The organism is Caballeronia eucalypticola (genome assembly GCF_047608185.1).
Lineage (GTDB): Bacteria > Pseudomonadota > Gammaproteobacteria > Burkholderiales > Burkholderiaceae > Caballeronia.
Map to the genome: position 1 here is coordinate 17,925 of NZ_JBLKRU010000003.1, position 23,861 is coordinate 41,785.

A 23,861-nucleotide genomic window follows, 5' to 3' on the forward strand; every position below is an offset into this window, starting at 1 on the left:
GGCGCCTACGTCTTGATGAAAGCGTTGCAAGGCGCTTAGTCGCCGGATGGTGGAAGCCGTCCGGCGATTAAGTCCTTCGGTCTTACGCCGATGCGCCGCTTTTCAACGATTCCACCAGCCCGATGTATTGCTGCTTCGCGGTGTCCTGCGGCATGCCCGCGAGCGCGGTCCAAGCGTCGTATTTGTATTTGCCGGCGATATCGGCGAAACCCGGCTTGTCGCCTTGCACATCGCCTACGCTTGCTTGCTTGTAAAGCGCGTAGAGGCGCAGCAGCGTCAGGTTACCCGGACGTTCGGGCAATTCCTTGACGTCTGCCTGGGCATGCGCAAATTGCGCGTCGAGTTCGTTGATTCCGCTCATTCGGTTCTCCGGACATGCTGGTTGAGGACCGCCGATCATAGCAAGCGGGTTGGGCGAGGTTGTCGAGGGTTTCTTCCAGAAACCCCGGGCGAAGAGGCGCAGTAAGCACGGGGCGGCCATTGTCTCCGTGGCGCAGAACGACTCGCGGCTACTCGGTTCCCGCAGTTCACTTTACTTCACGCATTACAATAGCGGCCATGACACGCACTGTTTTGCTCGCCCTCGATACCTCGACCGAATTCTGCTCAGTCGCGCTGCTGATCGCCGACCCGGCGGCCGCTGCCGGGTCCCATGCCGCGCCATCGGCCTATGAAAGCGCGCCTCATTATTCTGCGGGTGAGGTTCACGTCTGGTTCAGTCATGAATTGACGGGACCGGTTTCCAGCACGCGTCTGCTGCCCGCGATCCGCGAATTATTCGATACCGCCGGCCTGAAGCTGCAGGAAAGCAACGCGATCGCGTTCGGCGCCGGGCCGGGTTCATTTACCGGTTTGCGCACGGCGACCGGCGTCGCGCAGGGGCTGGCGTTCGGGCTGAGCGTGCCGGTGGTGCCGATCGGCACCTTGCTCGCGTGCGCGGAGTTCGCGCGCTTGCACGAGCCATCGGCGACCCGCGTGCTCGCCGCGCTCGACGCCCGCATGAACGAGGCGTACTGGGCGGATTTCCGCTGGGACCCAGCGACGGGATCGGCGGGAGAGTGGGCCACGATCCAGGCAGCATCGCTTGATCTGCCAGAGGCTATCGTCCGGCCGGACGAGCCGTTCACGCTGGCGGGCAATGCAGCGGCGGCTTTCGGTGAACGGTTGGCCATGCCGGCTGCCCCGGCGTGCCATATCGATTTCGATGCGCTGCCGCACGCGTTGCCCGTGGCGCTTGCCGGATTACGCGCGCTGCGTGCCGGCCGGACGATCGCGCCGGACCAGGCCGCGCCGGAGTACGTGCGTAACAAGGTCGCGCAGACCACCGCCGAGCGCATGGATGCGCGTGCCGCCAAAGACGCCGCTGCGGCTGCTGCAGGAGAGCAAGCCAATCGGGTCAATCAAGCCGACCCCGCCGCTCCAGTCGTTCCAGCGACGGAGCCTCTACGGTGAGCGGCGTGTTGATGGCGGATCGTTATCTGTCGTCGATGACGGAAGCCGATCTCGATGAGGTCGCTGCCATCGAGAAGCTCGCTTATGAATTCCCGTGGACCCGTGGCAATTTCCAGGATTCGCTGCGCAACGGCTATTTCGGCGTGTGCCTGCGTCATGTCACCGGGACGTTGCTGGGGTATTGCGTGCTCATGCCAGTCGTCGATGAAATGCATTTGCTGAACCTGTGCGTGGCGCCCCAGGCGCAACACGCCGGCGCCGGGCTCACGTTGCTGCGCGAAGCGGTGCGCATCTCGCGGCATCAGAAACTCGATGGCGTGCTGCTGGAAGTGCGGCCGTCGAATCCACGCGCCATCCAGCTATACGAGCGCTTTGGTTTTGCGACCATCGGGCGGCGCAAAAACTATTACCCCGCGCGGCATCGGTCGCGCGAGGATGCACTCGTCATGCGTCTGACGTTTTCAAAGGAGGCCGTGGATGGCGCTGCATAAGTCGATGCTCGAAGAGTTCGGGCTGGGAACGGTCTGGGTGAGGCGGGGGGCCGTGTCGGAATCGCCGGATGCGTCCGCAGCCGTGTCTTCCGATCGTAAAGCTGCGCTCGAGGTGCATCGGTCGGCTTCGCCCATGCCGGTCGAAGCAGCGCACGCGCCGGCGGCCCGGAAAGCTGATCCTGTCGATACGCTCACCGCACTCGATGCCGCTCTCTCCGCTGCGCAAGCGAGCGAGGGCAACGCGCGTCAAGCGCCGTCGGCAAAGATCGATTCGTCTCGTATCGATACCGCCGAGCCGCCCGTCTTCGATGACCTCCCCTGGCTCGACGATGTAGCTCCGCAAGCGCTCGCCGCTTCAGAAACTATCGACGACACCGCCGCCGATATCGCGACCCTCGACTGGGACACGCTGGCTGCTCGCGTCGCCGTGTGCGAACGCTGCCGTTTGTGCGAGCGTCGCACGAATTCGGTGTTCGGCGTCGGTGACCGGGAAGCGGACTGGATGTTGATCGGCGAAGCACCGGGCGAGAACGAGGACAAGCTGGGCGAACCGTTTGTTGGTCAAGCGGGCAAGTTGCTCGACAGCATGCTGCATGCGGTGGCGTTATCGCGTGAAGACAACGTGTTCATTGCAAACGTGATCAAGTGCCGCCCGCCCGGTAACCGCAATCCTGAACTCGATGAAGTCGCGCGTTGCGAGCCGTATCTCAAGCGCCAGGTCGAACTCGTTAAACCCAAGCTGATTGTTGCGCTCGGGCGATTTGCTGCGCAGAGTTTGCTCAAGACGGAAGCGAGCATTGCGACGCTGCGGGGACGGGTGCACGACTATCAAGGTGTGCCGGTGATCGTCACGTATCACCCAGCCTATTTGCTGCGCAGTCTCCCCGATAAAGCCAAGGCGTGGGCCGACCTGTGTCTCGCCCAAGCGACTTATCGCAAGTCGCTGCAGGCGGCAGACGGCCAGTGACGGCTGCCGCCGAGATCACGGCATTCCACGACCCCGCTGTAAGGGATCTCGCGTGGCTGCTGTTCTCGCCGGACTTGCTGAGCACTTCGCACGCGGGCGCGCCGCTCGCGCGGCCAGCCGCAACGGAGAGTGAGCGCGATGCCGTGTTGGCCTGGCTCATCGCGCTCGATCGCGACCCTGGAGAACTTCACGCGCAGGCTCACAAACCATCGCTCACGCGGCTCGGCTTTTACGCCGAAGCGTTACTCGATTACTTTCTGACGCATGGCCCATACGCGCGGCTTATCGCGGCGAATATCCCATTGCGTACGGCAGGACTTACGCTCGGTGAAGTCGATTTCCTGCTGGAGAACGGAAAGGGCGAACGGCTGCACTGGGAGCTCGCGGTGAAGTTTTATCTGCACATCGGCGAAGGTGAGGGGGCTTCTACGTTGGCTCATTACGTCGGGCCTAATCTGCAGGATCGCTTCGACCTGAAGCATGCGCGGCTCTTGAATCACCAACTGGGTTTGAGCGCACGCGATGAGTTCGCATCGCTCGGATTCGAGGGGCCGTGGCGCGCCGAGTTGTTCGTCAAAGGCCGCTTGTTTTATCGCGATGACGATGTCGCTCCTTGCTCAGTATCCGATGCACCGCCCGAGCTTGCCGCAGATCATCTGCGAGGGTGGTGGAAGACGGCATCGGAATGGCATGCTTCGAAAAAGGACGGGCTTTTCGCTTCGTTGCCGAGGTTGGGATGGATGGCAGAACGAACGTTATCGGCGCAAGAGGGTGAGGCGCTGGTTGAGCAGACGGCGGTGCTGTCCGAGCGCATTGCGACGCTGTCTTCACCGATCATGGTTGCGCGCTACGAACATTCCGATAGCGCAACCGGCGTTGTCTGGCGCGAACATTCACGCGGTTTCATCGTGCCCGATGAATGGCCGGAGCGCGCCGCGGAATTTGCGGGTTAAGTCTCGCCGCCGAGCCCGGCACAGCGCCCCTCACCACCACCTGAAAAAATGATGCACCGGGCCCACTCCGTGCCCAACATCAAGCCGCGCGCTCTGCTCGATCGCGCCGGTCAGATAGAGCTTGGCATCGGTGGTGGCGGCAGTCAGTGAGTTGCGTTGGGGCAGCAGCGCCGCAATCGATGACGACAACGTGCACCCCGTGCCATGCGTGTTCTTCACCGGCACGCGCGGTCCGCCAACGCGCAGCGCGCCGCTTTCCTCGATCAGCCAGTCGGGGCTATCGGCGGAACTCAGATGACCGCCTTTCATCAACACCGCCCGCGCGCCCAATGCTCGCAGCGCTTCGCCTTGGCGCACCATCGCGTCTTCATCTTCGGCCGATGCCACGTTCAGCAACGCAGCCGCTTCCGGCAAGTTCGGCGTGACCAGAGTCGCGAGTGGCAGCAGTTCGTCGCGCAACGCGGCCACTGCCTCCGGCGCGAGCAAAGCATGATGGCTCTTGGAAATCATCACGGTATCAAGCACCACATGTTCAGGCCGATATCGACGCAAAGCCGCCGCTACCGCGCGTACCACGTCCGCATTGGCGAGCATGCCGATCTTCACGGCATCGATGCGGATATCGTCGAAAACAGCGTCTAGCTGAGCGGTGACAAACGATGCGTCGGGCGTATGGATGGCCGTCACGCCCCGCGTGTTCTGCGCGGTGAGGGCCGTGATAACGGACAGACCATACGCACCGAGCGCCGAGAACGCCTTGAGGTCGGCCTGGATGCCAGCGCCGCCGCCGGAATCGGAACCGGCAATGGTGAGGACGTTGGGGATTGATTGGGTCATGGTATTCAGGAGGACTCAGGTGGATGCCAGCAATCGTTGCGCGGCGAGCCGTGGGTCGACGGCGGTGCAGATCGCCGATACCACTGCGATCCCGCCCGGCCGCGCGCGTTTGACATCGGCGGCGTTGTGCAACTGGATTCCGCCGATAGCCACCGTCGGGTGAACAGAACGCGCACACAGCGCGGCGAGGCCATCGATACCGCATGCCGCCGATGCGTCCGGCTTGGTGGGGGTATCGAATACCGGTCCCACGCCGACGTAATCGATCATGGCGCCCAGCGTGTTGGCGTGATCGACCTGCTCATCGTTCGATACCGACAGCCCGATCAGCGCCCGCGCTCCAAGCAGCTTCCTGGCGACATCCGGCGGCAAGTCGTTCTGGCCGATATGCACGCCATCGGCGCCGGACGCAAGCGCGACATCTACATGGTCGTTAATGATGAGCGGCACGCCGTACTGGCGCGTCAGCGGCAGCAGATCGAGCGCAAGCTCGAGCCATGCGCGTTTATGCCACTCTGGCGCGCGTAGTTGCACGGTCGTGACGCCGCTGTCGAGCGCGGCTCGAGTGACTTCAAGCGCACGCGCATGACCGCCGCATTGCACGGGATCGAGGACGAGATACAACGAAAGATCGAGCTTCATCACGCGTCGTGCGCGACGTCGCGCGATACGAGCGTGGCGGCGAACAGGTTTGCATCGAGCGATGCCAGCCGGTCGAGATACGCAACCGCGAAACTACCCGGCAACGCAGCGTCGCGCGATGCCAGTTCGCCCGCGATGCTCGAATAGGCGATAGCGGCGACCGTCGCGGCCCAGCGTTCGTCGTTATCGGCAACACCGACAAACGCCGCGACTGTCGCCGATAACGCACAGCCCACACCGGTCACGCGCGTCATCAACGGCGATCCATTCGATAACGAAACCGTCCGGCGGCCGTCGGTGACGTAATCGGTTTGACCCGTGACAGCGACAACGGCGCCTGTATTCAGCGCGAGGAGTTGGGCTGCGTCGAGCGCGGCTTCGGCCAGCGCGGTGCTGTCGACGCCACGTGCACTCGATTCACCGCCCGACAAGCTGATGATCTCCGACGCGTTGCCGCGAATCACGCTCGGATGTGCATCGAGCAGATCGAACGCGAACGCCGTGCGAAAACTCAGCGGGCCGACCGCCACGGGATCGAGCACCCATGGTTTATGCGCGCGATTAGCAGCTTCGACGGCCGCGCGGATCGCCTTGCTTTGCGGCAAGTCGAGCGTGCCGAGATTCACCGATACCGCGTTGACCAGCGGCACGAATTCGCCCACTTCCTCGCGGGCGATGACCATGGCGGGCGCGGCGCCCAGCGCGAGCAGCACGTTCGCCGTGAAGTTCGTGACAACGAGATTCGTCAGGCAGTGGACGAGCGGCGCGCGTTCGCGCACGCGCACGGCGAACGAAAAGAGATCGGCGGCGAGCATGGCAGGGTGTAAAGAAAATGGTGACAAGCGGGATTATCGCGCGCCGGGCGGTTGAATGCCCGGAGGCGTTTCAGACTTTGGGTTTGGCCATGAGCAAACGAGACGCCACGGTCGCCGTTCAAAGCCACCGCTCAATGACGCGATTCACCGATCAGCGCGACCGAGTCGAAGGCCCGCTGATTGGCCTGATGCCGTCGCATGACGAAGTACATCATCAGGCAGACGAAGGTGCCGAACAGCACGATCACGAATTGAATCGGGACGTCGAGCCAGACGAGGACCGCGTATAGGCACAACATCACGAGCACCGAGAGATTCTCGTTGAAATTCTGTACCGCGATGGAGTGACCCGCCGACAACAGCACGTGGCCGCGATGCTGCAGCAGCGCATTCATCGGCACCACGAAAAAGCCCGACAAGCCGCCGACGATCATCAGGAAGATATACGCGACGATCAGGTAACCCGGAACGTGCATGCGGCCGAAATAGATGCCCCAATGCACCGGAAACAGATGCTTCGAATAGAACGCGAGCAGCATCACTGCAATGCCCATCATGATGCCGACCGGCAGCACCGAGAGCGACTTCTTCAGCGGCACGCGGGCGGCCGCGAGGATAGCGCCGACCGCGACGCCGACCGCGATGATCGCCTGCAAGATGGCGGCCTCCGACAACGACATGCCGAGCGACACTTCCGCCCATTTCAGCACGATGAACTGCAGCGTCGCGCCTGCGCCCCAGAACAGCGTGGTCACGGCGAGCGAGATCTGGCCGAGCTTGTCGTGCCAGAGCGCGTTGAAACAATCGGCGAAATCGGTGATCAGTTTGAGCGGACGATGTTCCTGCTTCGGATAACGCGCGCCGGTGTCGGGAATCCGCAGGTTGAAAAGGGCCGCGACAATGTACATGAGCACGATCACGAGCATGGCGGCTTCGGCGGGGGTATCGACCTTCGGGATATGCCACTGAAGAATGTGCGAGGCAATGTGCGGACTGATCAACGCACCGCCCATGACCGTGCCGAGGATGATCGACCCTACCGTGGTGCCCTCGATCCAGCCGTTCGCCGCGACCAGACGGTCGGCGGGCAACAGCTCGGTGAGAATGCCGTATTTCGCCGGCGAATACGCCGCGGCGCCGAATCCGACAATGCCGTAGGCGAGCAACGGATGCGCACCGACCAGCATGGTCAGGCAGCCAACGACCTTGATCGAGTTGGTGACGAACATCACGTGGCCCTTCGGTCTCGAGTCTGCGAAGGCACCGACGAAAGCAGCCAGAACAACGTATGACAGCACAAAGAACAGCTTGAGCAGCGGTGTCATCCAGTTCGGGGCGTGAAGATCTTTCAGCAGTGCGATCGCAGCGATCAGAAGGGCGTTGTCGGCCAGCGACGAGAAAAACTGCGCGGCCATGATGGTGTAAAAACCTTTTTTCATCTGATCCGATGCTAGTCCGCACTGCGGGTAATCCGCCCCGTTCGCACACGGCGCGCTCGTCGCTCGCGTCCGGCTTCGCGCACGGGCTCCCGATCAGGCAATTTCTGTTCGAAATGGGTTGTGTGCACGGCTTTATAACACGAAAATAGGCGCATTCTGCCTAGCAGTAACCTGCATGACAATTCGCAGACGTTCGGGCCGGAACGTCACCGGTCTGCAAGGCGCCTATAAGGTATTGATTCGGGTACTGATTCAGCTATTGAGCCGCTACATCGGCTATTTTCGGATTTATCACCGCGCGCACGGTCTCTTGTTAAACGGCCATTCTATGCAATGATTGGCCGTTGGCACATCTACCCTGGGTTGTTCCGCCATGCTTCCAGGCGATCATCAATAGGGCACGATCGACTGCTGCCATAATGACGTCGGCGCAATGATGTTTGCGCAGAGGTTCAGACATCGTCAAGCTGTGACCGCTCTCGCGTAATCACCTGCTCATCACCTGCTTTTTTCCAACCAAACTTCCATGCCGCGCCCGATATCCGCCACGATCCACACCGCTGCACTCGCCAGCAATCTCGCTGTCGCACGCCGTCACGCGCCGAAATCAAAGATATGGGCTGTGGTCAAGGCCAATGCATATGGCCATGGCGTGGCGCGAGCGTTCCCCGGATTGCGCGCAACAGACGGTTTTGGCCTGCTCGACCTCGAAGAAGCGGTCAAGTTGCGTGAGTTGGGCTGGGCCGGTCCTATTTTGTTGCTGGAAGGTTTTTTCCGTCCGACGGATATCGATGTGATTGATCGATACAGCCTGACGACCGCCGTGCATTGCGATGAACAGTTGCGGATGCTGGAAATGGCGCGGTTGTCGAAGCCGGTCAATATCCAGTTGAAGATGAACAGCGGCATGAACCGGCTCGGTTATACGCCGGAGCGTTTCCGGGCAGCTTGGGAACGCGCGCGGGCAGTGCAGGGCGTTGGCCAGATCACGCTGATGACCCATTTCTCCGATGCCGACGGCCCGCGTGGCATCGATCATCAACTCGAAGCGTTCGAACGCGGTGCCGAAGGCATTGCCGGCGCGCGCAGCCTCGCCAATTCCGCAGCCACGCTGTGGCATGCAGGTTCGCATTTCGACTGGGTGCGGCCGGGCATCATTTTGTACGGCGCTTCGCCGTCGGGCAAAACGGCTGATATCGCCAGCACGGGATTGAAGCCCGCCATGACGCTCGCGTCCGAGCTGATCGGCGTGCAGACCGTGGCGGCGGGGCACTCGGTTGGCTACGGTTCGGTGTTCTCGGCCACAGGTCCTATGCGGATCGGCGTAGTGGCGTGCGGTTATGCGGACGGTTATCCTCGAGTGGCGCCCGAAGGCACGCCGGTTATTGTCGATGGCGTGCTGACGCGGATCGTCGGCCGGGTATCCATGGACATGCTGACGGTGGACCTGACCCCGATCCCAACTGCCGGGATCGGTGCGCCGGTGGAGTTGTGGGGCACGAAATTGCCGATCGATGACGTCGCGGCTGCGTGCGGCACGATCGGGTATGAGTTGATGTGCGCAGTCTCGCCGCGTGTGCCCATGCGTGCGGAATAGAGCGGGTTGTTCGACCAGATAACGACGGAATTCAGGAAGGCGAGTGGCGAAAGTAGCGAAGGTCAAGACACTGTACGTATGTAGCGACTGCGGCGGCCAGGCGCCGAAATGGCAAGGTCAATGTCCAGCCTGCGGAGCGTGGAACACGCTGGTCGAGTCGGTGGCGGAGTCGCCCTCGGCGCATCGCTTTCAAGCGCTCGCGAAGACCTCGCCGGTGCAGCGCTTGTCCGAGATCGAAGCGTCGGACGTGCCGCGCTTTACCACGGGTATCGGCGAATTCGACCGGGTGCTGGGCGGCGGTCTGGTGGCCGGCGGCGTGGTGCTGATCGGCGGCGATCCTGGCATCGGGAAATCCACGCTACTGCTGCAATCGCTGGCGGAAATTGCGCGTGAGCGGCCCGCGCTTTATATCAGCGGTGAAGAGTCCGGCGCGCAGATCGCGTTGCGAGCGCAGCGGCTTGGCTTGCTCGGCGATTCCGGGAATGCAGCGCCTGATTTGCGCTTGCTGGCGGAAATCCAGCTTGAGCGGATTCAGGCGACTATCGATACAGAGCGGCCGGAAGTGGCGGTCATCGATTCAATTCAAACCGTCTATTCCGAAGCGCTGACCTCCGCGCCGGGCTCGGTTGCGCAAGTGCGCGAATGCGCAGCGCAGCTCACGCGGATCGCGAAGCAGACGGGCACCGCCATCATCATGGTCGGGCACGTGACGAAGGAAGGCAATCTCGCCGGGCCGCGCGTGCTTGAACATATCGTCGACACCGTGCTGTATTTCGAGGGCGATACCCACTCATCGTTTCGCCTCGTGCGCGCGTTCAAGAACCGCTTCGGCGCGGTGAACGAGCTTGGCGTGTTTGCGATGACCGAGCGCGGTTTGCGCGGCGTGGCGAATCCATCGGCGCTGTTTTTATCGCAGCATGCGCAGAGCGTGCCGGGTTCGTGCGTGCTGGTGACGCAAGAAGGCTCGCGGCCGTTATTGGTGGAAGTGCAGGCGCTGGTCGATACCGCGCATGTCCCGAATCCGCGTAGGCTCGCCGTAGGGCTGGAGCAGAACCGGCTCGCGTTGTTGCTGGCTGTGTTGCATCGGCATGCGGGCATTGCGTGCTTCGATCAGGACGTGTTCCTGAACGCGGTGGGTGGTGTGAAGATCACGGAGCCCGCTGCCGATTTGGCTGTATTGCTCGCGATTCATTCATCAATGCGTAACAAGGCGCTGCCGAAGGGCCTGATCGTGTTCGGCGAAGTGGGGCTGGCGGGTGAAATCAGGCCGTCGCCACGAGGTCAGGACCGCTTGAAAGAGGCCGCGAAACTGGGCTTTTCGATCGCGCTGATTCCAAAGGCGAACGCGCCGAAGCAACCTATCGATGGGCTGGAAGTGATCGCAGTCGATCGGATTGAAGAAGCGATCGATCGCGTGCGATCACTGGCTTAAGGCTGCCTGGCATCCGTCCCTTAGTAATGTCGTGTAAAAAACCGCGGGGTTCCTGTAACCCACGCGGGGCGTCGTTTTTCTATGCTTGTATCGCGACAAACCCGGATACGAGCGCAAAAAGGAAAAAGGAACCACGCCTTGAAACACGCAGATCAAACCTTGTCTCGCCCAACCTTCCATCTGCGCGGTTGCCGTGTGTCCGCGCCCATTCAGCAGCCATGGGGCGGTGGATGCCGGATCGTCGAGTGGATCGACGCTGAAGGGCAAATATCGCGTCGTGTGGTGGCCGAAGACGTGACGGAAGACGAGGTCGTGGCGACCATTCGGCGACACGTAAAGGGACGCAAGCACGTACTGGTCGATGACGAAGGCATGCCGCGGCAAACGCTGCCCCGGCGCTAGAGGGCGCTACGGCTAGTAATGCAGCGGGCGTTCAGCCAATCTGCTCCAGTTCCTCGTGCGCCTTTAACCATTGCGCTTCGAGCGCTTCCAGCTGACCGTTCACATCGGCCTGACGGCGGATCGATTCCGTGAGTTGCGTCTTCATGGCGGGCTCGTAACTGGCGGCGTCGGCTACGAAAATATCGAGCTGCGCTTTCTCGGCATTCAGCTTGTCCATCTCCTTCTCGATCTTCGAAATCCGCGATTGCAGCGGCTTTTTCAAATGTGAGAGTTTCTGCCGCTCCTGTGCCTCCTGGCGACGCTGCTCCTTGCGGTTCTGCCCCGAATCCAGCGAATCGTCCGCTGAACCGTTGTTGACCATATCCTTGGCCGCCGCCCGCTGCTCGGCCGCGTGTTGCAGCAACCAGTCGCGATAATCGTCGAGGTCGCCATCAAAAGGCTGCAGCCGATGTTTGGCCACGAGCATGAAATTGTCCGTGGTGGCGCGCAGCAAATGGCGATCGTGCGACACCAGGATTAACGTGCCTTCGAACTGCGCGAGCGCCATGGTCAGCGCGTGACGCGTTTCGAGATCCAGATGGTTCGTCGGTTCGTCGAGAAGCAGCAGATTTGGCTTTTGCCAGATGATCAGCGCAAGCGCGAGCCGCGCCTTTTCTCCACCGGAAAACGGCGCGATCTTCGCAGTCGCCATCTCGCCGGAAAAATTGAAGCCACCCAGGAAATCGCGTAGTTCCTGTTCGCGTGTGTCGGGCGCGAGCCGGGCCACGTGCTCCAGCGCCGAGTCTTGCGGACGCAGCGTTTCAAGTTGATGCTGCGCGAAATAGCCAATGCGCAAGCCCTTACCCTCACGCACCTTGCCGCTCAACGCTTCAAGCGTGCCCGCCAGCGTCTTGATGAGCGTCGATTTCCCTTGTCCGTTCGCACCCAGCAAGCCAATTCGCTGGCCGTTCTGAATGGACAGCGTGACGCCTTCCACAATTGGCGCTTCACCAGCGTCCGTGTGATATCCGCAGCGCACGGACTCCATCACCATCATCGGGTTCGGCGCGGCATCCGGCGCGCGGAACTCGAATGTGAAAGGCGAAGAAGCGTGCGCCGGGGCGATGATTTCCATGCGCTCCAGCGCCTTCACACGGCTTTGCGCCTGCTTCGCTTTGGTCGCTTGCGCCTTGAAACGATTGATGAAGCTTTGCAGATGTTCGACGGTCTTTTGCTGCTTCACGTACGCGCTTTGCTGCAACGCGATTTGTTGCGCGCGCAGGATTTCGAACTGGCTGTAATTGCCGCCGTAACGCTTGATCTGCCGGTTTTCCAGATGCAGCGTGACATTGCAGACGGAATCGAGGAATTCGCGATCGTGAGAAATCACGATCAGCGTTCCCGGATACCGGTGCAACCAGTCTTCCAGCCAGATGATCGCGTCGAGATCCAGGTGGTTCGTGGGTTCGTCGAGCAGCAGCAGGTCCGAGCGGCACATCAGCGCTTGCGCCAGGTTCAGGCGCATGCGCCAGCCGCCCGAGAAGCTCGCCACGGGCTCTTTTGTTTGCGCGAGCGTGAAGCCCAGGCCGATCAGCAGGGTTTCGGCGCGGGCGGGCGCGGTATAACCGTCGGCGTCGGCGAAAGCGGCGTGCGCGTCGGCTTCAGCGGCGCCGTCGTGAGCCGCCGATGCCGCCGCAATTCGCGCTTCGATGCGTCGCAATTGCGTGTCGCCGTCAAGCGTGTAGTCGAGCGCGGTGCGATCCACGGCCGGCGTTTCCTGCGCGACGTGCGCGATTTGCCACGACGGCGGCATCGAGAAATCGCCACCGTCGGAGTGCAGATCGCCACGCAGAACGGAGAAGAGCGTGGACTTCCCCGCGCCGTTAGCGCCGATGAGCCCCGCCTTTTCGCCAGGATTGAGCGCGAACGTGGTCTGTTCGAAGAGCGGTTTGGTGCCGCGGGCGAGGCTGAACTGGTTGAAGCGAATCACGGCGTGGAGACCCAGGCAGGTACGGGAAAACGCTATTTTAGACCGGCGCGGGTGCGCGTCACCGGCTCATTGACATTGGGACGCCGTTAGCCGATCGGCCGAGTGTTTTTTGACCCGGGTTTCGCTTAGACTGGATTTTTTCAGGCGGAGCATCGAATGAACCCTATCTACTCGTTTTCGGCGGAAACCCTGGGCGGCGAAACCGTCAGCATGGACAGTTATCAGGGCAAGGTGCTGCTGATCGTGAACACGGCGAGCGAGTGCGGGTTCACGCCGCAGTACAAGGGCTTGCAGGAGTTGCACGAGCGTTATGCGGATCGCGGGTTTGCGGTGCTGGGCTTCCCGTGCAATCAGTTTGGCAAACAGGAACCGGGCGATGCGGCGCAAATTGGCAGCTTTTGCGAGCAGAACTATGGGGTCACGTTTCCCATGTTTGCGAAAGTCGATGTGAACGGGGCGAACGCGCATCCGCTGTTCCGTTATCTGACCGAGGAAGCGCCGGGCGTGCTGGGAACGGAAGGCATCAAGTGGAACTTCACGAAGTTCCTGGTCGACAAGCAAGGCAACGTGATCACCCGGTTCGGCTCGGTGACGAAGCCGGATGCGATTTCGAGTGATATCGAAAAGCTGCTCTGACGCCTGATTGGCGTTAGTGGCTTGATCTGACGGGACCGGATGCTTCGGCTGTCTGGTTCTTTGAAGGCGTCGTCCGGCCGGGCGTCGCCGATCAACATATTCTGTCTGTGTTCCCGGGAACCCATCCGGTGTTTCTGCACGCCTGTATGTCTCCGGAGCGCTCGAGTCGAAGGGCACGTTATAGCGCTCAGACAATCGCCCGGCGGCCCGCCAAGCCCGGCAACGGCTTTCGTCCAATTGCCGTGAGTTGAAATTATGTCGGACATATTCATTTTTTACGGAGAAATTAAGTATGATTTAATTTTTTCTACCCATACCCATTGGCCGTCGCGATGAAACCAGAAAACGCAGGCTCGCCAACCATGACGAAGCTGCATGAGGCGATCGTTGTCCATCTAGTTGACGCGATCGTTTCGGGCGACTACCCCGTTGGCTCGTCCTTGCCAAACGAAATGGAACTCGCCACCGCGCATGGCGTAAGCCGTACGGCTGCCCGCGAGGCGATGCAGAAGCTCGCTTCACTTGGCCTGATCGAGAGCAGGCGACGCAAGGGCGCGACCGTTCTCGCGCGGGAATCGTGGAAATTGCTGGATGCGTCGGTGCTGGACATGGCGGTCTTGCGGGTAGAGGACGTGTCGTTTTTCCAGGCGCTGGTCGAAGCGCGTTTGTTGATCGAACCACGTGCCGCCGAACTTGCGGCAACAAGGGCTTCCGAGCGTGATCTTGCGCGGATCGAAGCCGCGCTGAACGCGATGGCCGGCGAAGCGGACGGCACGCGCGGCGCAGGCTGGGCGGCGGCGGATGTCGCTTTTCACGCCGGCATTATCGAAGCGGCCGGGAATTGGGTCTTCACGCAATTGATCGGCACGGTCCGGGCCGCGCTGGACGCAGGCATTCGCCTGACCGGCAAGCAGGCGCTGTCGGCAGAGGCGTCGCTGGAACAGCATTGCGCTGTATTCGATGCAATCCGGAGCCGCCAGCCCGCAGAGGCGCACGCGGCAATGACGCGGTTGCTGCTCGCCACTCAACGTGACTTCAACGCGCTGGAAAAAGGCGCGGCTCGGTCTGAAGTTGTGACCAGAAAGATGGCTTCTCAAGAACAAGAACAGGACATTGGGTAATCGCGCGCCGTCCTTAAGTCGTCCTTAAACCGGCACGCACATCCATCTCAACACCCCACAACGGCGCTCCGCAACGAGACAAGACATGCGCAAACTTCGCTCGCAACAATGGTTCGGTACACACGGCAAGGACGGTTTCATTCACCGCTCGTGGATGAAAAACCAGGGCATTCCCCACGACAACTTCGATGGCCGTCCGGTGATCGGCATCTGCAACACCTGGTCGGAACTGACGCCGTGCAACGCTCATTTCCGTGAGCTGGCGGAATACGTGAAACGGGGTGTTCGCGAGGCGGGCGGCCTACCGCTCGAATTCCCGGTGATGTCGCTCGGCGAGTCGAACCTGAGACCGACCGCCATGTTGTTTCGCAATCTCGCGTCAATGGATGTGGAGGAATCGATTCGCGGCAATCCTCTCGATGGCGTGATCCTGCTCGTCGGCTGCGACAAGACCACGCCCGCGTTGCTGATGGGCGCGGCATCGTGCAATTTGCCCGCGCTCGCCGTATCCGGCGGGCCGATGTTGAACGGTCGCTATCGCGGCAAGCCGATCGGTTCGGGCACGGGCGTCTGGCAGATGTCGGAGGAAGTGCGCGCGGGCACCATGACGCAAGAGGAATTCACCGAAGCCGAGTCGTGCATGAACCGTTCGCGCGGACATTGCATGACGATGGGCACAGCCTCCACCATGGCGTCGATGGTCGAATCGCTCGGCATGGGCTTGCCGCATAACGCGGCCATTCCCGCCGTCGATGCCCGCCGTCAGGTGCTGGCCCATATGGCGGGCCGGCGTATCGTCGATATGGTGCATGAAGACCTCACGATGGACAAAATCCTCACGCGCGAAGCCTTCGAGAACGCAATTCGCACGAATGCCGCGATTGGCGGATCGACGAATGCGGTGGTGCATCTGATCGCACTCGCCAAGCGCATTGGCGTGCCGCTGACGCTCGACGATTGGGAGCTGGGTTCCGACGTGCCGTGTCTCGTGAATCTCCAGCCTTCGGGCGAATACCTAATGGAGGATTTCTACTACGCGGGCGGTTTGCCGGCCGTGCTGAAGCAGCTTGGCGAACACGGTTTGCTGCACAAGAACGCGCTGACCGTGAACGGCAAGACGATCTGGGACAACGTGTCGAATGCCCGCAACGACGACGAAAAAGTCATCACGCTGTTCGCGGCACCGTTCAAGCCGAAGGCCGGTATAGCAGTGCTGAGGGGCAATCTCGCGCCGAATGGCGCCGTGATCAAACCGTCGGCGGCATCGCAACATTTGCTGAAACATCGCGGCCGCGCGGTTGTGTTCGAAAATGTGGAGGAATTGCACGCGAAGGTGGATGACGAAGCCCTTGATATCGATGAGCACTGCGTCATGGTCTTGAAGGGCGCGGGGCCGAAGGGTTATCCAGGGTTCGCTGAAGTCGGCAACATGCCGCTGCCGAAAAAGGTGCTCCAGAAGGGCATTACCGACATGGTCCGCATTTCGGATGGCCGGATGAGCGGCACTGCGTACGGCGCAGTGGTTTTGCACGTGTCGCCGGAAGCGGCAGCGGGCGGACCGCTCGCGCTTGTGCAGACCGGCGACATGATTGAACTCGATGTCGAAGCGCGCCGGCTGCATCTGGAAGTTTCCGATGAAGAACTCGAACGGCGTCGTGCGTTATGGACCAAGCCGGCGTCGCCACTGCGCGGTTATGTGAAGCTCTACGTCGATCACGTACTGCAGGCGGACCAGGGCGCCGACCTTGATTTCCTCGTCGGCTCAAGCGGCGCGCCTGTGCCGCGCGACTCTCATTGAACATCGAAGATCAGGTCCGACGCATATGACTGCAACAAACGATTTCTCGCCCGCCGGCATCTGGCCGGTTCTCTACGCTTATTTCGATGAACACAACGAGCTCGATCGCGACGCCATGCGCGTGCAAGTCGAGCGGACCATTGCCGCCGGTGCTCCCGGTATCGTGGTACTCGGTCTCGCAACCGAAGTGCAGCGTTTGTCGCGGGCTGAGCGTGAGCAAGTGGTGAACTGGGCGCGCGAGGACATTGAATCTCGCGTCCCGCTGGCGGTGACCGTCACCGGCGACACCGTCCAGGAGCAGACCGAATTCGGCAATTGGGCCGTGGCGCACGGCGCGCAATGGCTGATTCTGCAACCGCCATCCACGCGAACCGAGCCCGAACGCTTTTACTTCGATTTCTTCGCCGCCGTCATGAACGGCTTGACGGACACAGCCGGCGCAGGCATTCAAAACGCGCCGGAATATCTGGGCGTCGGTTTGTCGCCGGAAGCGCTTGCCGAACTGGCGCAGCAGTGCCCGAATTTTCGCTGGTTAAAGGGTGAGGGCCCGGCGACGGTGTTGCGTACGACCATCGACTGCCTGGCGGCGGCCGGCAGCACAATGCCTGTTTTCAATGGGCGCGGCGGGCAGGAGTTGCTCGACAACTTGCGCGCCGGTTGCGCGGGCATGATCGTCGCGCCGGACAGCTTCGATCATCAGGTGGAGATTTTTCGCGCATTCGCGAACGACGATCCGGCCGCGGCGCAGCTGCACTACGAGGAGGTGTTGCCGGCGATTGTCTTCGTGATGCAGTCGCTCGACGCGCTCACGTGTTACGGCAAGCGCATTGCGGCATGGCGAATGGGGTTTGAGGTGAAGCACGATCGCGGGATCAAGCCGACAGCATTCGGCCTGGAATGCGCCCGGCGATTCGCCCATCACCTCGGACCTTACGTGGGCTAAAAGCGGGGCTTAAACCCGCGTCAAAGAATGGGTGAAAACAAGCGCGCGACGTGCATCGCCATGCGGCGCCATGCTGGCGCGCCGAGATAATCGTCGCGGCTGATTTCCCATGATTGCGCAAAGTCATCGAGCAGCATTTTTTCGACTTCGCTCGCAAAGCCCTTGTCCACGGTCAGGACCATGATCTCGAAGTTGAGACGAAACGAGCGGTTATCGAGATTCGCGCTGCCAATGGCGGCGGACATGTCGTCCACCAGCACCACTTTCTGATGCAGGAAGCCCGGGCGATATCGAAAGATCTTCACGCCTGCGAGCAGCGCATCGTAGGCATAGAGTTTCGACGCAGCAAACACCACGCGATGATCGCGGCGGCTAGGAATCAGGATTCGCACGTCGACGCCGCGCAAAACGGCAAGCCGCAGCGCCGAGAACACGGCTTCATCGGGAATGAGATACGGCGTCGTGATCCAGATCCGCGAACGCGCCGCGTTGATTGCTTCGACGAAAAACAGCGAGCACGTTTCCTGATGGTCGGCGGGGCCGCTCGCGAGGATGAGGCAGCTCATATCGTCTGCTGATGTCTTCGACGCTTCCACTTCCGGAATGCGCTGCGTCGCCCAGTACCAGTCTTCGATGAACACAAACTGAATGCTCGCGACCGCCGGGCCGCGCACTTCAATGTGCGTATCGCGCCAGGGCGACAAACGCGGATTCGCGCCGAGATATTCGACGCCCACGTTATGGCCGCCTACAAACGCACATTCGCCATCGACTACCACGATCTTCCGATGATTACGGAAGTTGATCTGGAAGCGATTGACGAACTTGCGCTTGGTCGCGAACGGATGCGTTTGCACGCCGCCCGCGCGCAAGGTGTTGACGTAGCGTTTGGGTAAATCGAAGCTGCCGATGCTGTCGTAGAGAAAATAAACGCGCACGCCTTGCTGCGCTTTTTTGAGCAGCAGGTCTTTCAGTTGATTGCCGAGATCATCGGCGCGGACGATGAAAAACTGCACGACCACATAGCTTTTCGCTGCGTCGATGGCTTTGAAAATTGCATCGAACGTGGCGTCGCCGTTGATCAGCACACGCACGGAATTGCCGCGCAGGAACGGCATGCCGCTCAACCGCGTCAGCGCACGGATAGTTGGATGGCCGAGATATTCCGCCGGATCTCCGGCCGCTGCGCCGCGCAGGCGGGCGGCTTCATCGGGAAAATTCCATTCTGTCGGATGCGCGCTCTTGCGCAGGATCTCGTTTTCCAGCCGGCGCGCGTCGATGTAACCAGCGAACTTGCTGCGCCCGAGAAAGAGATACGGGATCAGCGTGAAGTACGGCATGGCGACAAGCGACACGGCCCACGCGACCGCGCCTTGCGAGGTGCGCGTGTTGAGCACCGCGTGGCACGCGGCGGCCGCGCCCAGCAAATGGGCGAGCATCACGAACGTGCCCAGATGAAGCCAGTCCTGCCACTCGAAGTGCATGTGCGCGCTTGGCCTAAAGTCGAAAGTTACGCCGTCAGCCCGGCAAGTCGGCTGCCTGGATGAGAAACACGTTGTCGTCGCCGGCGCTGGTCGAGAGCCAGACAATGTCGAGGCCGCCGAGCGTGGCTTCAACGTTGGCCCGTTCGTTGCCAATTTCGACGACGAGCACGCCGTCTTCGGTCAGCCACTTGCGCGCTTCGCCCACAATCCGCTTCACGATATCCATGCCGTCCGCGCCGCCCGCGAGCGCAAGTTCCGGCTCGTGGCGATATTCGGCGGGCAAGGTCTGCATGGCCAGCGCGTTGACGTACGGCGGATTCGTGATGATGACTTCGTAGCGGCCCACGGGCAGCGGTCCGAACAGATCACCTTCGTACAACGCGACGCGCGAATCCAGGTCGTAGTCGTCCACGTTTTTATGCGCGACTTCCAGCGCGGGCGCGGAGATGTCGACGGCATCGATGTCAGCATTCACGAACGCCTGCGCCGCCAGAATCGCGAGGCAACCGGAACCCGTGCAGAGTTCGAGCACGCGCGAGACTTCATCCGGGTCCTGCACATACGGCTGCAAGCCATCCTGCAGCAACTCGCCAATAAACGAACGCGGCACGATCACGCGTTCATCGACGTAGAAACGGTGCCCGTGCATCCACGCTTCGTTCGTAATGTATGCCGCTGGCACGCGATCCGTCGCGCGGCGCTCGATCACTTTCATGATGGCGTCAATTTCGGTGTCAAGCAGGCGGGCGTCGAGGAACGGGTCGAGTGTGTCGAGCGGCAAATGCAGGGTATGCAGCACAAGGTACGCGGCTTCATCGAATGCATTCGATGAACCGTGGCCGAACGACAAGTTTGCCTCTGTAAAACGCGAGACGGCAAAACGCAGCAGATCGCGAACGGTGGTGAAGGGAAGCGCCATCGCAGGCTCCTTATAAGGGTGAGTCGGATCAGGCAAGCAGGGTTTCAAGCACGCGTTTGTACACGTTTTTCAATGGTTCGATAAACGCAACTTCAACGTGTTCGTCGATCTTGTGAATGCTGCCGTTGGGCGGTCCGAATTCGACCACCTGTTCGCAGATGCGCGCAATGAAGCGTCCATCTGATGTGCCGCCCGTGGTGGACAGTTCGGTGCGCACGCCGGTTTCATCGAAAATGGCTTGTTCCAGCGCGTTCGACAACGTGCCGCGCGGCGTGAGGAACGGCAGGCCGCTGACGCTCCACGCGAGATCGTAGTCGAGCGCGTGTTTATCGAGGATCGCGTGAACGCGGCTTTGCAGCCCTTCCACCGTGCTTGCCGTGGAAAAGCGGAAATTGAACATCAAGTCGATATGACCCGGGATCACGTTCGTTGCGCCCGTGCCGCTGTGCAAGTTGGACACTTGCCACGTGGTCGGCGGGAAATATTCGTTGCCGTCGTCCCAATGCGTGGAGACCAGTTCAGCGAGCGCTGGCGCGAGCAAGTGAATTGGATTCTTCGCGAGATGCGGGTAAGCAATATGCCCTTGCACGCCTTTCACGACCAGCCTGCCGGACATGGAACCGCGACGGCCGTTCTTGACCATATCGCCGAGCGTGGCGCTTGAAGTGGGTTCGCCCACAATGCAGTAATCCAGCCGCTCGCCGCGCGCTTTCAACGCTTCGATCACTTTGACGGTGCCGTCGGTGGCGGGGCCTTCTTCGTCGCTGGTGATCAGGAATGCAAGCGAGCCGCGATGCGCCGGATGCGCCGCTATGAACTCTTCGCTCGACACGACGAACGCGGCGATCGACGTCTTCATGTCCGCTGCGCCGCGACCGTACAACTTGCCGTCGCGGTGAGTCGGCACGAACGGAGGCGATGTCCATTGTTCCAGCGGCCCGGTCGGCACGACGTCGGTATGACCGGCGAACGCGAGGAGCTTGCCGTCGGTTCCGTCCGTGCCGCGTTTCACGGCCCAGAGATTCGTGACGCCGCCCGACGCGATCGTTTCGCACTCGAAGCCGATCGCGGCCAGGCGCTCGATCAACACGTTCTGGCAATGCTGATCGTCGGGCGTGACGGACGCGCGCGCGATGAGTTGTTCCGAGAGAAGAAGGGTGCCGGACATGGATTCGAGCCACTTTCAATAAAAAATGCCGGCGCGGCGGCCGGCAGGGATCAAGATTCGCGCGCCTTTATTGAAGGGGCACGCGATGCTGCGCTTAAAAGCTTGGAGCTCAATCTTTAAACGAACAGCGTTTCGTACTTCTCGGCATCGAATCCGAGCGATTTCACGCGGCCGTTCACGACCAGCACGGGCCGCTTGATGATCGACGGCTTGTGGATCATCAACGCGATCGCACCGGCGGTGGAACCGGCTTCGTCCTTGTAGGTATCCGACAGGCCGCGCCACGTCGTGCCGCGCCGGTTGATCAGTTCGTCGAGCGTGACGTCCTTCAACCAGTCCTGCAACAAGGCTGTGTTCACCCCGGCTTTCTTGAAGTCGTGGAACTCGAACGGCACGTCATGTTCTTCCAGCCAAACGCGTGCTTTTCGCACGGTGTCGCAATTCGGAATGCCATACACGACGATCTTTTTCGCGGCCATGGATCAATCGCCTCGCAGCAACTCGTTCAGGCCAACCTTGGCACGCGTTTTCGCGTCCACCTTCTTCACGATCACCGCGCAGTACAGGCTGTGCGAACCGTCCTTCGACGGCAGGTTGCCCGCGACCACGACCGATCCCGCCGGGATGCGGCCATACGTGACCGAACCCGTTTCGCGATCATAGATCTTGGTGCTCTGGCCGAGATACACACCCATGGAAATCACGGAGTTCTCTTCCACGATCACACCTTCCACGACTTCCGAACGCGCGCCAATAAAGCAGTTGTCTTCGATGATCACCGGGTTCGCCTGCAGCGGCTCCAGCACGCCGCCAATGCCCACGCCGCCCGACAAGTGCACGTTCTTGCCGATCTGCGCGCACGAACCGACGGTGGCCCAGGTATCGACCATCGTGCCTTCATCGACATACGCGCCGATGTTCGTGTACGACGGCATCAGCACGACGTTTTTAGCGATAAACGCACCGCGGCGGGCAATAGCCGGCGGCACGACGCGAAAACCGCCTGCAGCGAAATCTTCGGCCGTGTAGTTGGCGAACTTCGACGGCACTTTGTCGTAGAACTGGCTGTAACCGCCAGCCGGCATCGGCGCGTTGTCTTCCAGGCGGAACGACAGCAACACTGCTTTCTTCAGCCATTGATTCACGATCCATTCGCCGTCCCGTTTCTCGGCAACGCGGGCCAAGCCTTTATCGAGTTGCTCGATGGCGTGAGCGACAGCCTCGCTCACGTCGGCAGGGGCCGATTTCGGCGACAGCTCGGCGCGGTTGTCCCAGGCGGTATCGATGATCTGCTGAAGTTGTTGCGACATGGTCGTGACTTAAGTGAGTGCTGCGATTTAAGGAGGGAGTTACCGGGCCAACTACCGCTGAGCAAGCGCGCTGCAAAATTCGACGATACGCCGTGCACCTTCCACGCATTCGTCGACATCGGCAACTAGCGCAATGCGAATGAAGCCGCTGCCGGGATTCGTGCCGTGCGCGTCTCGCGCCAGATACGAGCCCGGCAAAACCGTCACATTATAGTCGGCGTGAAGGCGGGCGGCGAACTCGGTGTCGGTGAGTCCGGTGCGCGCCACGTTCGCCCACAAATAGAACGCGGCGTCGGGCAGATGGACGTCGAGCACCTCGGCGAGCATGGGAGTGACGGTCGTGAATTTCCTGAGGTACAGCGCGCGGTTTTCGCGCACATGCGCCTCGTCTTTCCACGCAACCACGCTCGCTGCCTGAAACATGGGTGAGAGCGCTGCGCCGTGATAGGTGCGGTAGAGCAGGAATTGCTTGAGTATCGACGCATCGCCGGCGACAAAACCCGAGCGCATGCCGGGTACGTTCGAACGCTTGGACAAGCTCGACAGCATCACCAGCCGGTCGAAACCGCGGCCGAGCTTGTGGGCGGCTTCCAGGCAGCCCAGCGGAGGCGTGGCTTCGTTGAAATAGATCTCGGAATAGCATTCATCGGAGGCAATCACGAAGCCGTGGCGATCCGAGAGCGCGAACAGCTCGCGCCAGTCTTCCAACGTCAGCACCGCGCCGGTCGGGTTGCCCGGCGAGCAAACGTAGAGCAATTGGGTGCGTGCCCAGACGGCGTCGGGGACGGCTGCGTAATCGCAGGCGAAGTTGCGCGCCGGATCGCTGTTCACGAAGTACGGCTCGGCGCCGGCCAGCAAGGCTGCGCCTTCGTAGATCTGATAGAACGGATTCGGGCAGACCACAATGGGCGCCTCGCCCTTGCTGCGGCTGTCGATCACCGTCTGGGCGAGCGAAAAAAGCGCTTCACGGGAGCCGGAGACGGGCAAGACTTCCGTGGCGGCATTGACCTCGGGCAGGCCGTAGCGCTCTTTTGTCCAGTCAGCAATGGCCTGGCGCAATGGCTCGCTGCCCGCCGTAGCGGGATAGGACGCGAGGCCGGACATCGCGTTCACGACTGCCTCGCGAATCAGCGCCGGCGTTGCATGTTTCGGCTCACCAATACCGAAGCTGATAGGCGTCCAATCGGCGCGCGGCGTGACGCCTTTGAATAGCGCGCGCAATTTTTCGAATGGATACGGCTGAAGTTTCTGGAGAAGTGGATTCACGGCGAAGTCGGTGCAGACGTTGAAAACGACAAGGCTCGGATTATATCCCCCTCGTCGCCCCTGGTTGGGTTTGCAGGGGCGTCAGGGCGGTTTTTGCCGGGGCGGGGAAAGCGGGTTCCAACGCGGGAAGGCGTCCGGCCACGGCCGCCGGCAATCGCGCTGAAATCACCCGGCATCTGCCGTGCAGAACCCGGCAGGCCTGCCGTTGCGAGGAGAAATC

At 61.3% G+C, this 23,861-nt stretch carries 23 protein-coding genes; 11 read left to right on the plus strand and 12 right to left on the minus strand.

The features are described 5' to 3' along the window. Positions 1-82 precede the first annotated feature (82 nt). Positions 83-361: an acyl-CoA-binding protein gene (locus tag ACMX25_RS04425; protein ID WP_414948331.1), complete on the minus strand. Its 279-nt coding sequence runs from the start codon at positions 359-361 to the stop codon at positions 83-85. Positions 362-558: 197 nt separating this feature from the next. Between ACMX25_RS04425 and tsaB the strand changes: the two genes are divergently transcribed. Genes tsaB through ACMX25_RS04445 form a run of 4 tightly spaced genes read left to right on the plus strand, consistent with a single transcriptional unit; the run spans position 559 to position 3,863 of the window. Beyond that, positions 559-1,452 (plus strand): tRNA (adenosine(37)-N6)-threonylcarbamoyltransferase complex dimerization subunit type 1 TsaB, encoded by an 894-nt coding sequence (tsaB, locus tag ACMX25_RS04430; protein WP_414948332.1) that lies wholly within the window; start codon positions 559-561, stop codon positions 1,450-1,452. Then, positions 1,449-1,943, plus strand: coding sequence for a ribosomal protein S18-alanine N-acetyltransferase (gene rimI / locus ACMX25_RS04435; protein ID WP_414948333.1), 495 nt, complete (start codon positions 1,449-1,451; stop codon positions 1,941-1,943). The genes tsaB and rimI overlap by 4 nt, the downstream gene beginning before the upstream one ends. After that, complete coding sequence (locus ACMX25_RS04440; protein ID WP_414948334.1) at positions 1,930-2,910, plus strand: uracil-DNA glycosylase; 981 nt, start codon at positions 1,930-1,932, stop codon at positions 2,908-2,910. The genes rimI and ACMX25_RS04440 overlap by 14 nt, the downstream gene beginning before the upstream one ends. Next, positions 2,907-3,863, plus strand: a complete 957-nt coding sequence (locus tag ACMX25_RS04445) for a DUF1853 family protein (protein WP_414948335.1) — start codon at positions 2,907-2,909, stop codon at positions 3,861-3,863. Before ACMX25_RS04440 ends, ACMX25_RS04445 begins: the two co-directional genes overlap by 4 nt. A gap of 30 nt (positions 3,864-3,893) precedes the next feature. Here the strand turns inward: ACMX25_RS04445 and thiD are convergent, their stop codons facing one another. From thiD to lplT, 4 genes are all read right to left on the minus strand, one after another. Next, the gene (gene thiD, locus ACMX25_RS04450; RefSeq protein WP_414948336.1) at positions 3,894-4,700 is read right to left on the minus strand and encodes a bifunctional hydroxymethylpyrimidine kinase/phosphomethylpyrimidine kinase; all 807 of its coding nucleotides are present in this window, start codon (positions 4,698-4,700) and stop codon (positions 3,894-3,896) included. Positions 4,701-4,715: 15 nt separating this feature from the next. Beyond that, on the minus strand, positions 4,716-5,342 hold the full coding sequence (gene thiE, locus ACMX25_RS04455; RefSeq protein WP_414948337.1) for a thiamine phosphate synthase: 627 nt from the start codon (positions 5,340-5,342) through the stop codon (positions 4,716-4,718). After that, a complete protein-coding gene (gene thiM, locus ACMX25_RS04460) occupies positions 5,342-6,157 on the minus strand; it encodes a hydroxyethylthiazole kinase (protein WP_414948676.1) in 816 nt (271 codons plus the stop codon). Before thiM ends, thiE begins: the two co-directional genes overlap by 1 nt. A 131-nt stretch (positions 6,158-6,288) precedes the next feature. After that, positions 6,289-7,596 carry a lysophospholipid transporter LplT gene (gene lplT / locus ACMX25_RS04465; protein ID WP_414948338.1) on the minus strand — a complete coding sequence of 436 codons (1,308 nt, stop codon included), beginning with the start codon at positions 7,594-7,596 and terminating at the stop codon, positions 6,289-6,291. A 526-nt stretch (positions 7,597-8,122) separates the two neighbouring features. On the opposite strand from lplT, the gene alr reads away from it, so the two are divergent. The 3 genes from alr (at position 8,123) to ACMX25_RS04480 (ending at position 11,027) form a co-directional block, all read left to right on the plus strand. Then, the gene (alr, locus tag ACMX25_RS04470) at positions 8,123-9,193 is read left to right on the plus strand and encodes an alanine racemase (protein WP_414948339.1); all 1,071 of its coding nucleotides are present in this window, start codon (positions 8,123-8,125) and stop codon (positions 9,191-9,193) included. Between the two features lie 43 nt (positions 9,194-9,236). Then, on the plus strand, positions 9,237-10,625 hold the full coding sequence (gene radA / locus ACMX25_RS04475) for a DNA repair protein RadA (protein ID WP_414948340.1): 1,389 nt from the start codon (positions 9,237-9,239) through the stop codon (positions 10,623-10,625). 138 nt (positions 10,626-10,763) lie between these two features. Then, the gene (locus tag ACMX25_RS04480; protein ID WP_213763131.1) at positions 10,764-11,027 is read left to right on the plus strand and encodes a DUF2866 domain-containing protein; all 264 of its coding nucleotides are present in this window, start codon (positions 10,764-10,766) and stop codon (positions 11,025-11,027) included. 31 nt (positions 11,028-11,058) lie between these two features. On the opposite strand, the gene ACMX25_RS04485 is transcribed toward ACMX25_RS04480, so the two are convergent. Then, positions 11,059-12,996, minus strand: coding sequence for an ATP-binding cassette domain-containing protein (locus tag ACMX25_RS04485; RefSeq protein ID WP_414948341.1), 1,938 nt, complete (start codon positions 12,994-12,996; stop codon positions 11,059-11,061). A 156-nt stretch (positions 12,997-13,152) separates the two neighbouring features. Here ACMX25_RS04485 and ACMX25_RS04490 point away from each other — a divergent pair, with 156 nt between their 5' ends. From ACMX25_RS04490 to ACMX25_RS04505, 4 genes are all read left to right on the plus strand, one after another. Further along, positions 13,153-13,632 (plus strand): glutathione peroxidase, encoded by a 480-nt coding sequence (locus ACMX25_RS04490; RefSeq protein ID WP_414948342.1) that lies wholly within the window; start codon positions 13,153-13,155, stop codon positions 13,630-13,632. A gap of 332 nt (positions 13,633-13,964) precedes the next feature. After that, a complete protein-coding gene (locus tag ACMX25_RS04495) occupies positions 13,965-14,753 on the plus strand; it encodes a FadR/GntR family transcriptional regulator (protein ID WP_414948343.1) in 789 nt (262 codons plus the stop codon). An 85-nt stretch (positions 14,754-14,838) separates the two neighbouring features. Next, positions 14,839-16,551, plus strand: coding sequence for an IlvD/Edd family dehydratase (locus tag ACMX25_RS04500; protein ID WP_414948344.1), 1,713 nt, complete (start codon positions 14,839-14,841; stop codon positions 16,549-16,551). 25 nt (positions 16,552-16,576) lie between these two features. Continuing rightward, complete coding sequence (locus tag ACMX25_RS04505; RefSeq protein WP_414948345.1) at positions 16,577-17,494, plus strand: dihydrodipicolinate synthase family protein; 918 nt, start codon at positions 16,577-16,579, stop codon at positions 17,492-17,494. A 20-nt stretch (positions 17,495-17,514) separates the two neighbouring features. On the opposite strand, the gene cls is transcribed toward ACMX25_RS04505, so the two are convergent. The 6 genes from cls to dapC all read right to left on the minus strand — a co-directional run bounded on the left by cls (position 17,515) and on the right by dapC (position 23,641). Continuing rightward, entirely contained in the window at positions 17,515-18,978 is a 1,464-nt protein-coding gene (gene cls / locus ACMX25_RS04510) for a cardiolipin synthase (RefSeq protein ID WP_414948346.1), read from the minus strand. A 34-nt stretch (positions 18,979-19,012) separates the two neighbouring features. Next, the gene (gene prmB, locus ACMX25_RS04515; protein ID WP_414948347.1) at positions 19,013-19,897 is read right to left on the minus strand and encodes a 50S ribosomal protein L3 N(5)-glutamine methyltransferase; all 885 of its coding nucleotides are present in this window, start codon (positions 19,895-19,897) and stop codon (positions 19,013-19,015) included. 28 nt (positions 19,898-19,925) lie between these two features. Then, on the minus strand, positions 19,926-21,065 hold the full coding sequence (gene dapE / locus ACMX25_RS04520) for a succinyl-diaminopimelate desuccinylase (protein ID WP_414948348.1): 1,140 nt from the start codon (positions 21,063-21,065) through the stop codon (positions 19,926-19,928). Positions 21,066-21,181: 116 nt separating this feature from the next. Further along, positions 21,182-21,544 carry an ArsC family reductase gene (locus ACMX25_RS04525; protein WP_414948349.1) on the minus strand — a complete coding sequence of 121 codons (363 nt, stop codon included), beginning with the start codon at positions 21,542-21,544 and terminating at the stop codon, positions 21,182-21,184. Positions 21,545-21,547: 3 nt separating this feature from the next. Continuing rightward, a complete protein-coding gene (dapD, locus tag ACMX25_RS04530) occupies positions 21,548-22,375 on the minus strand; it encodes a 2,3,4,5-tetrahydropyridine-2,6-dicarboxylate N-succinyltransferase (RefSeq protein ID WP_414948350.1) in 828 nt (275 codons plus the stop codon). A 51-nt stretch (positions 22,376-22,426) separates the two neighbouring features. Next, complete coding sequence (gene dapC / locus ACMX25_RS04535) at positions 22,427-23,641, minus strand: succinyldiaminopimelate transaminase (RefSeq protein WP_414948351.1); 1,215 nt, start codon at positions 23,639-23,641, stop codon at positions 22,427-22,429. Positions 23,642-23,861 lie beyond the last annotated feature (220 nt).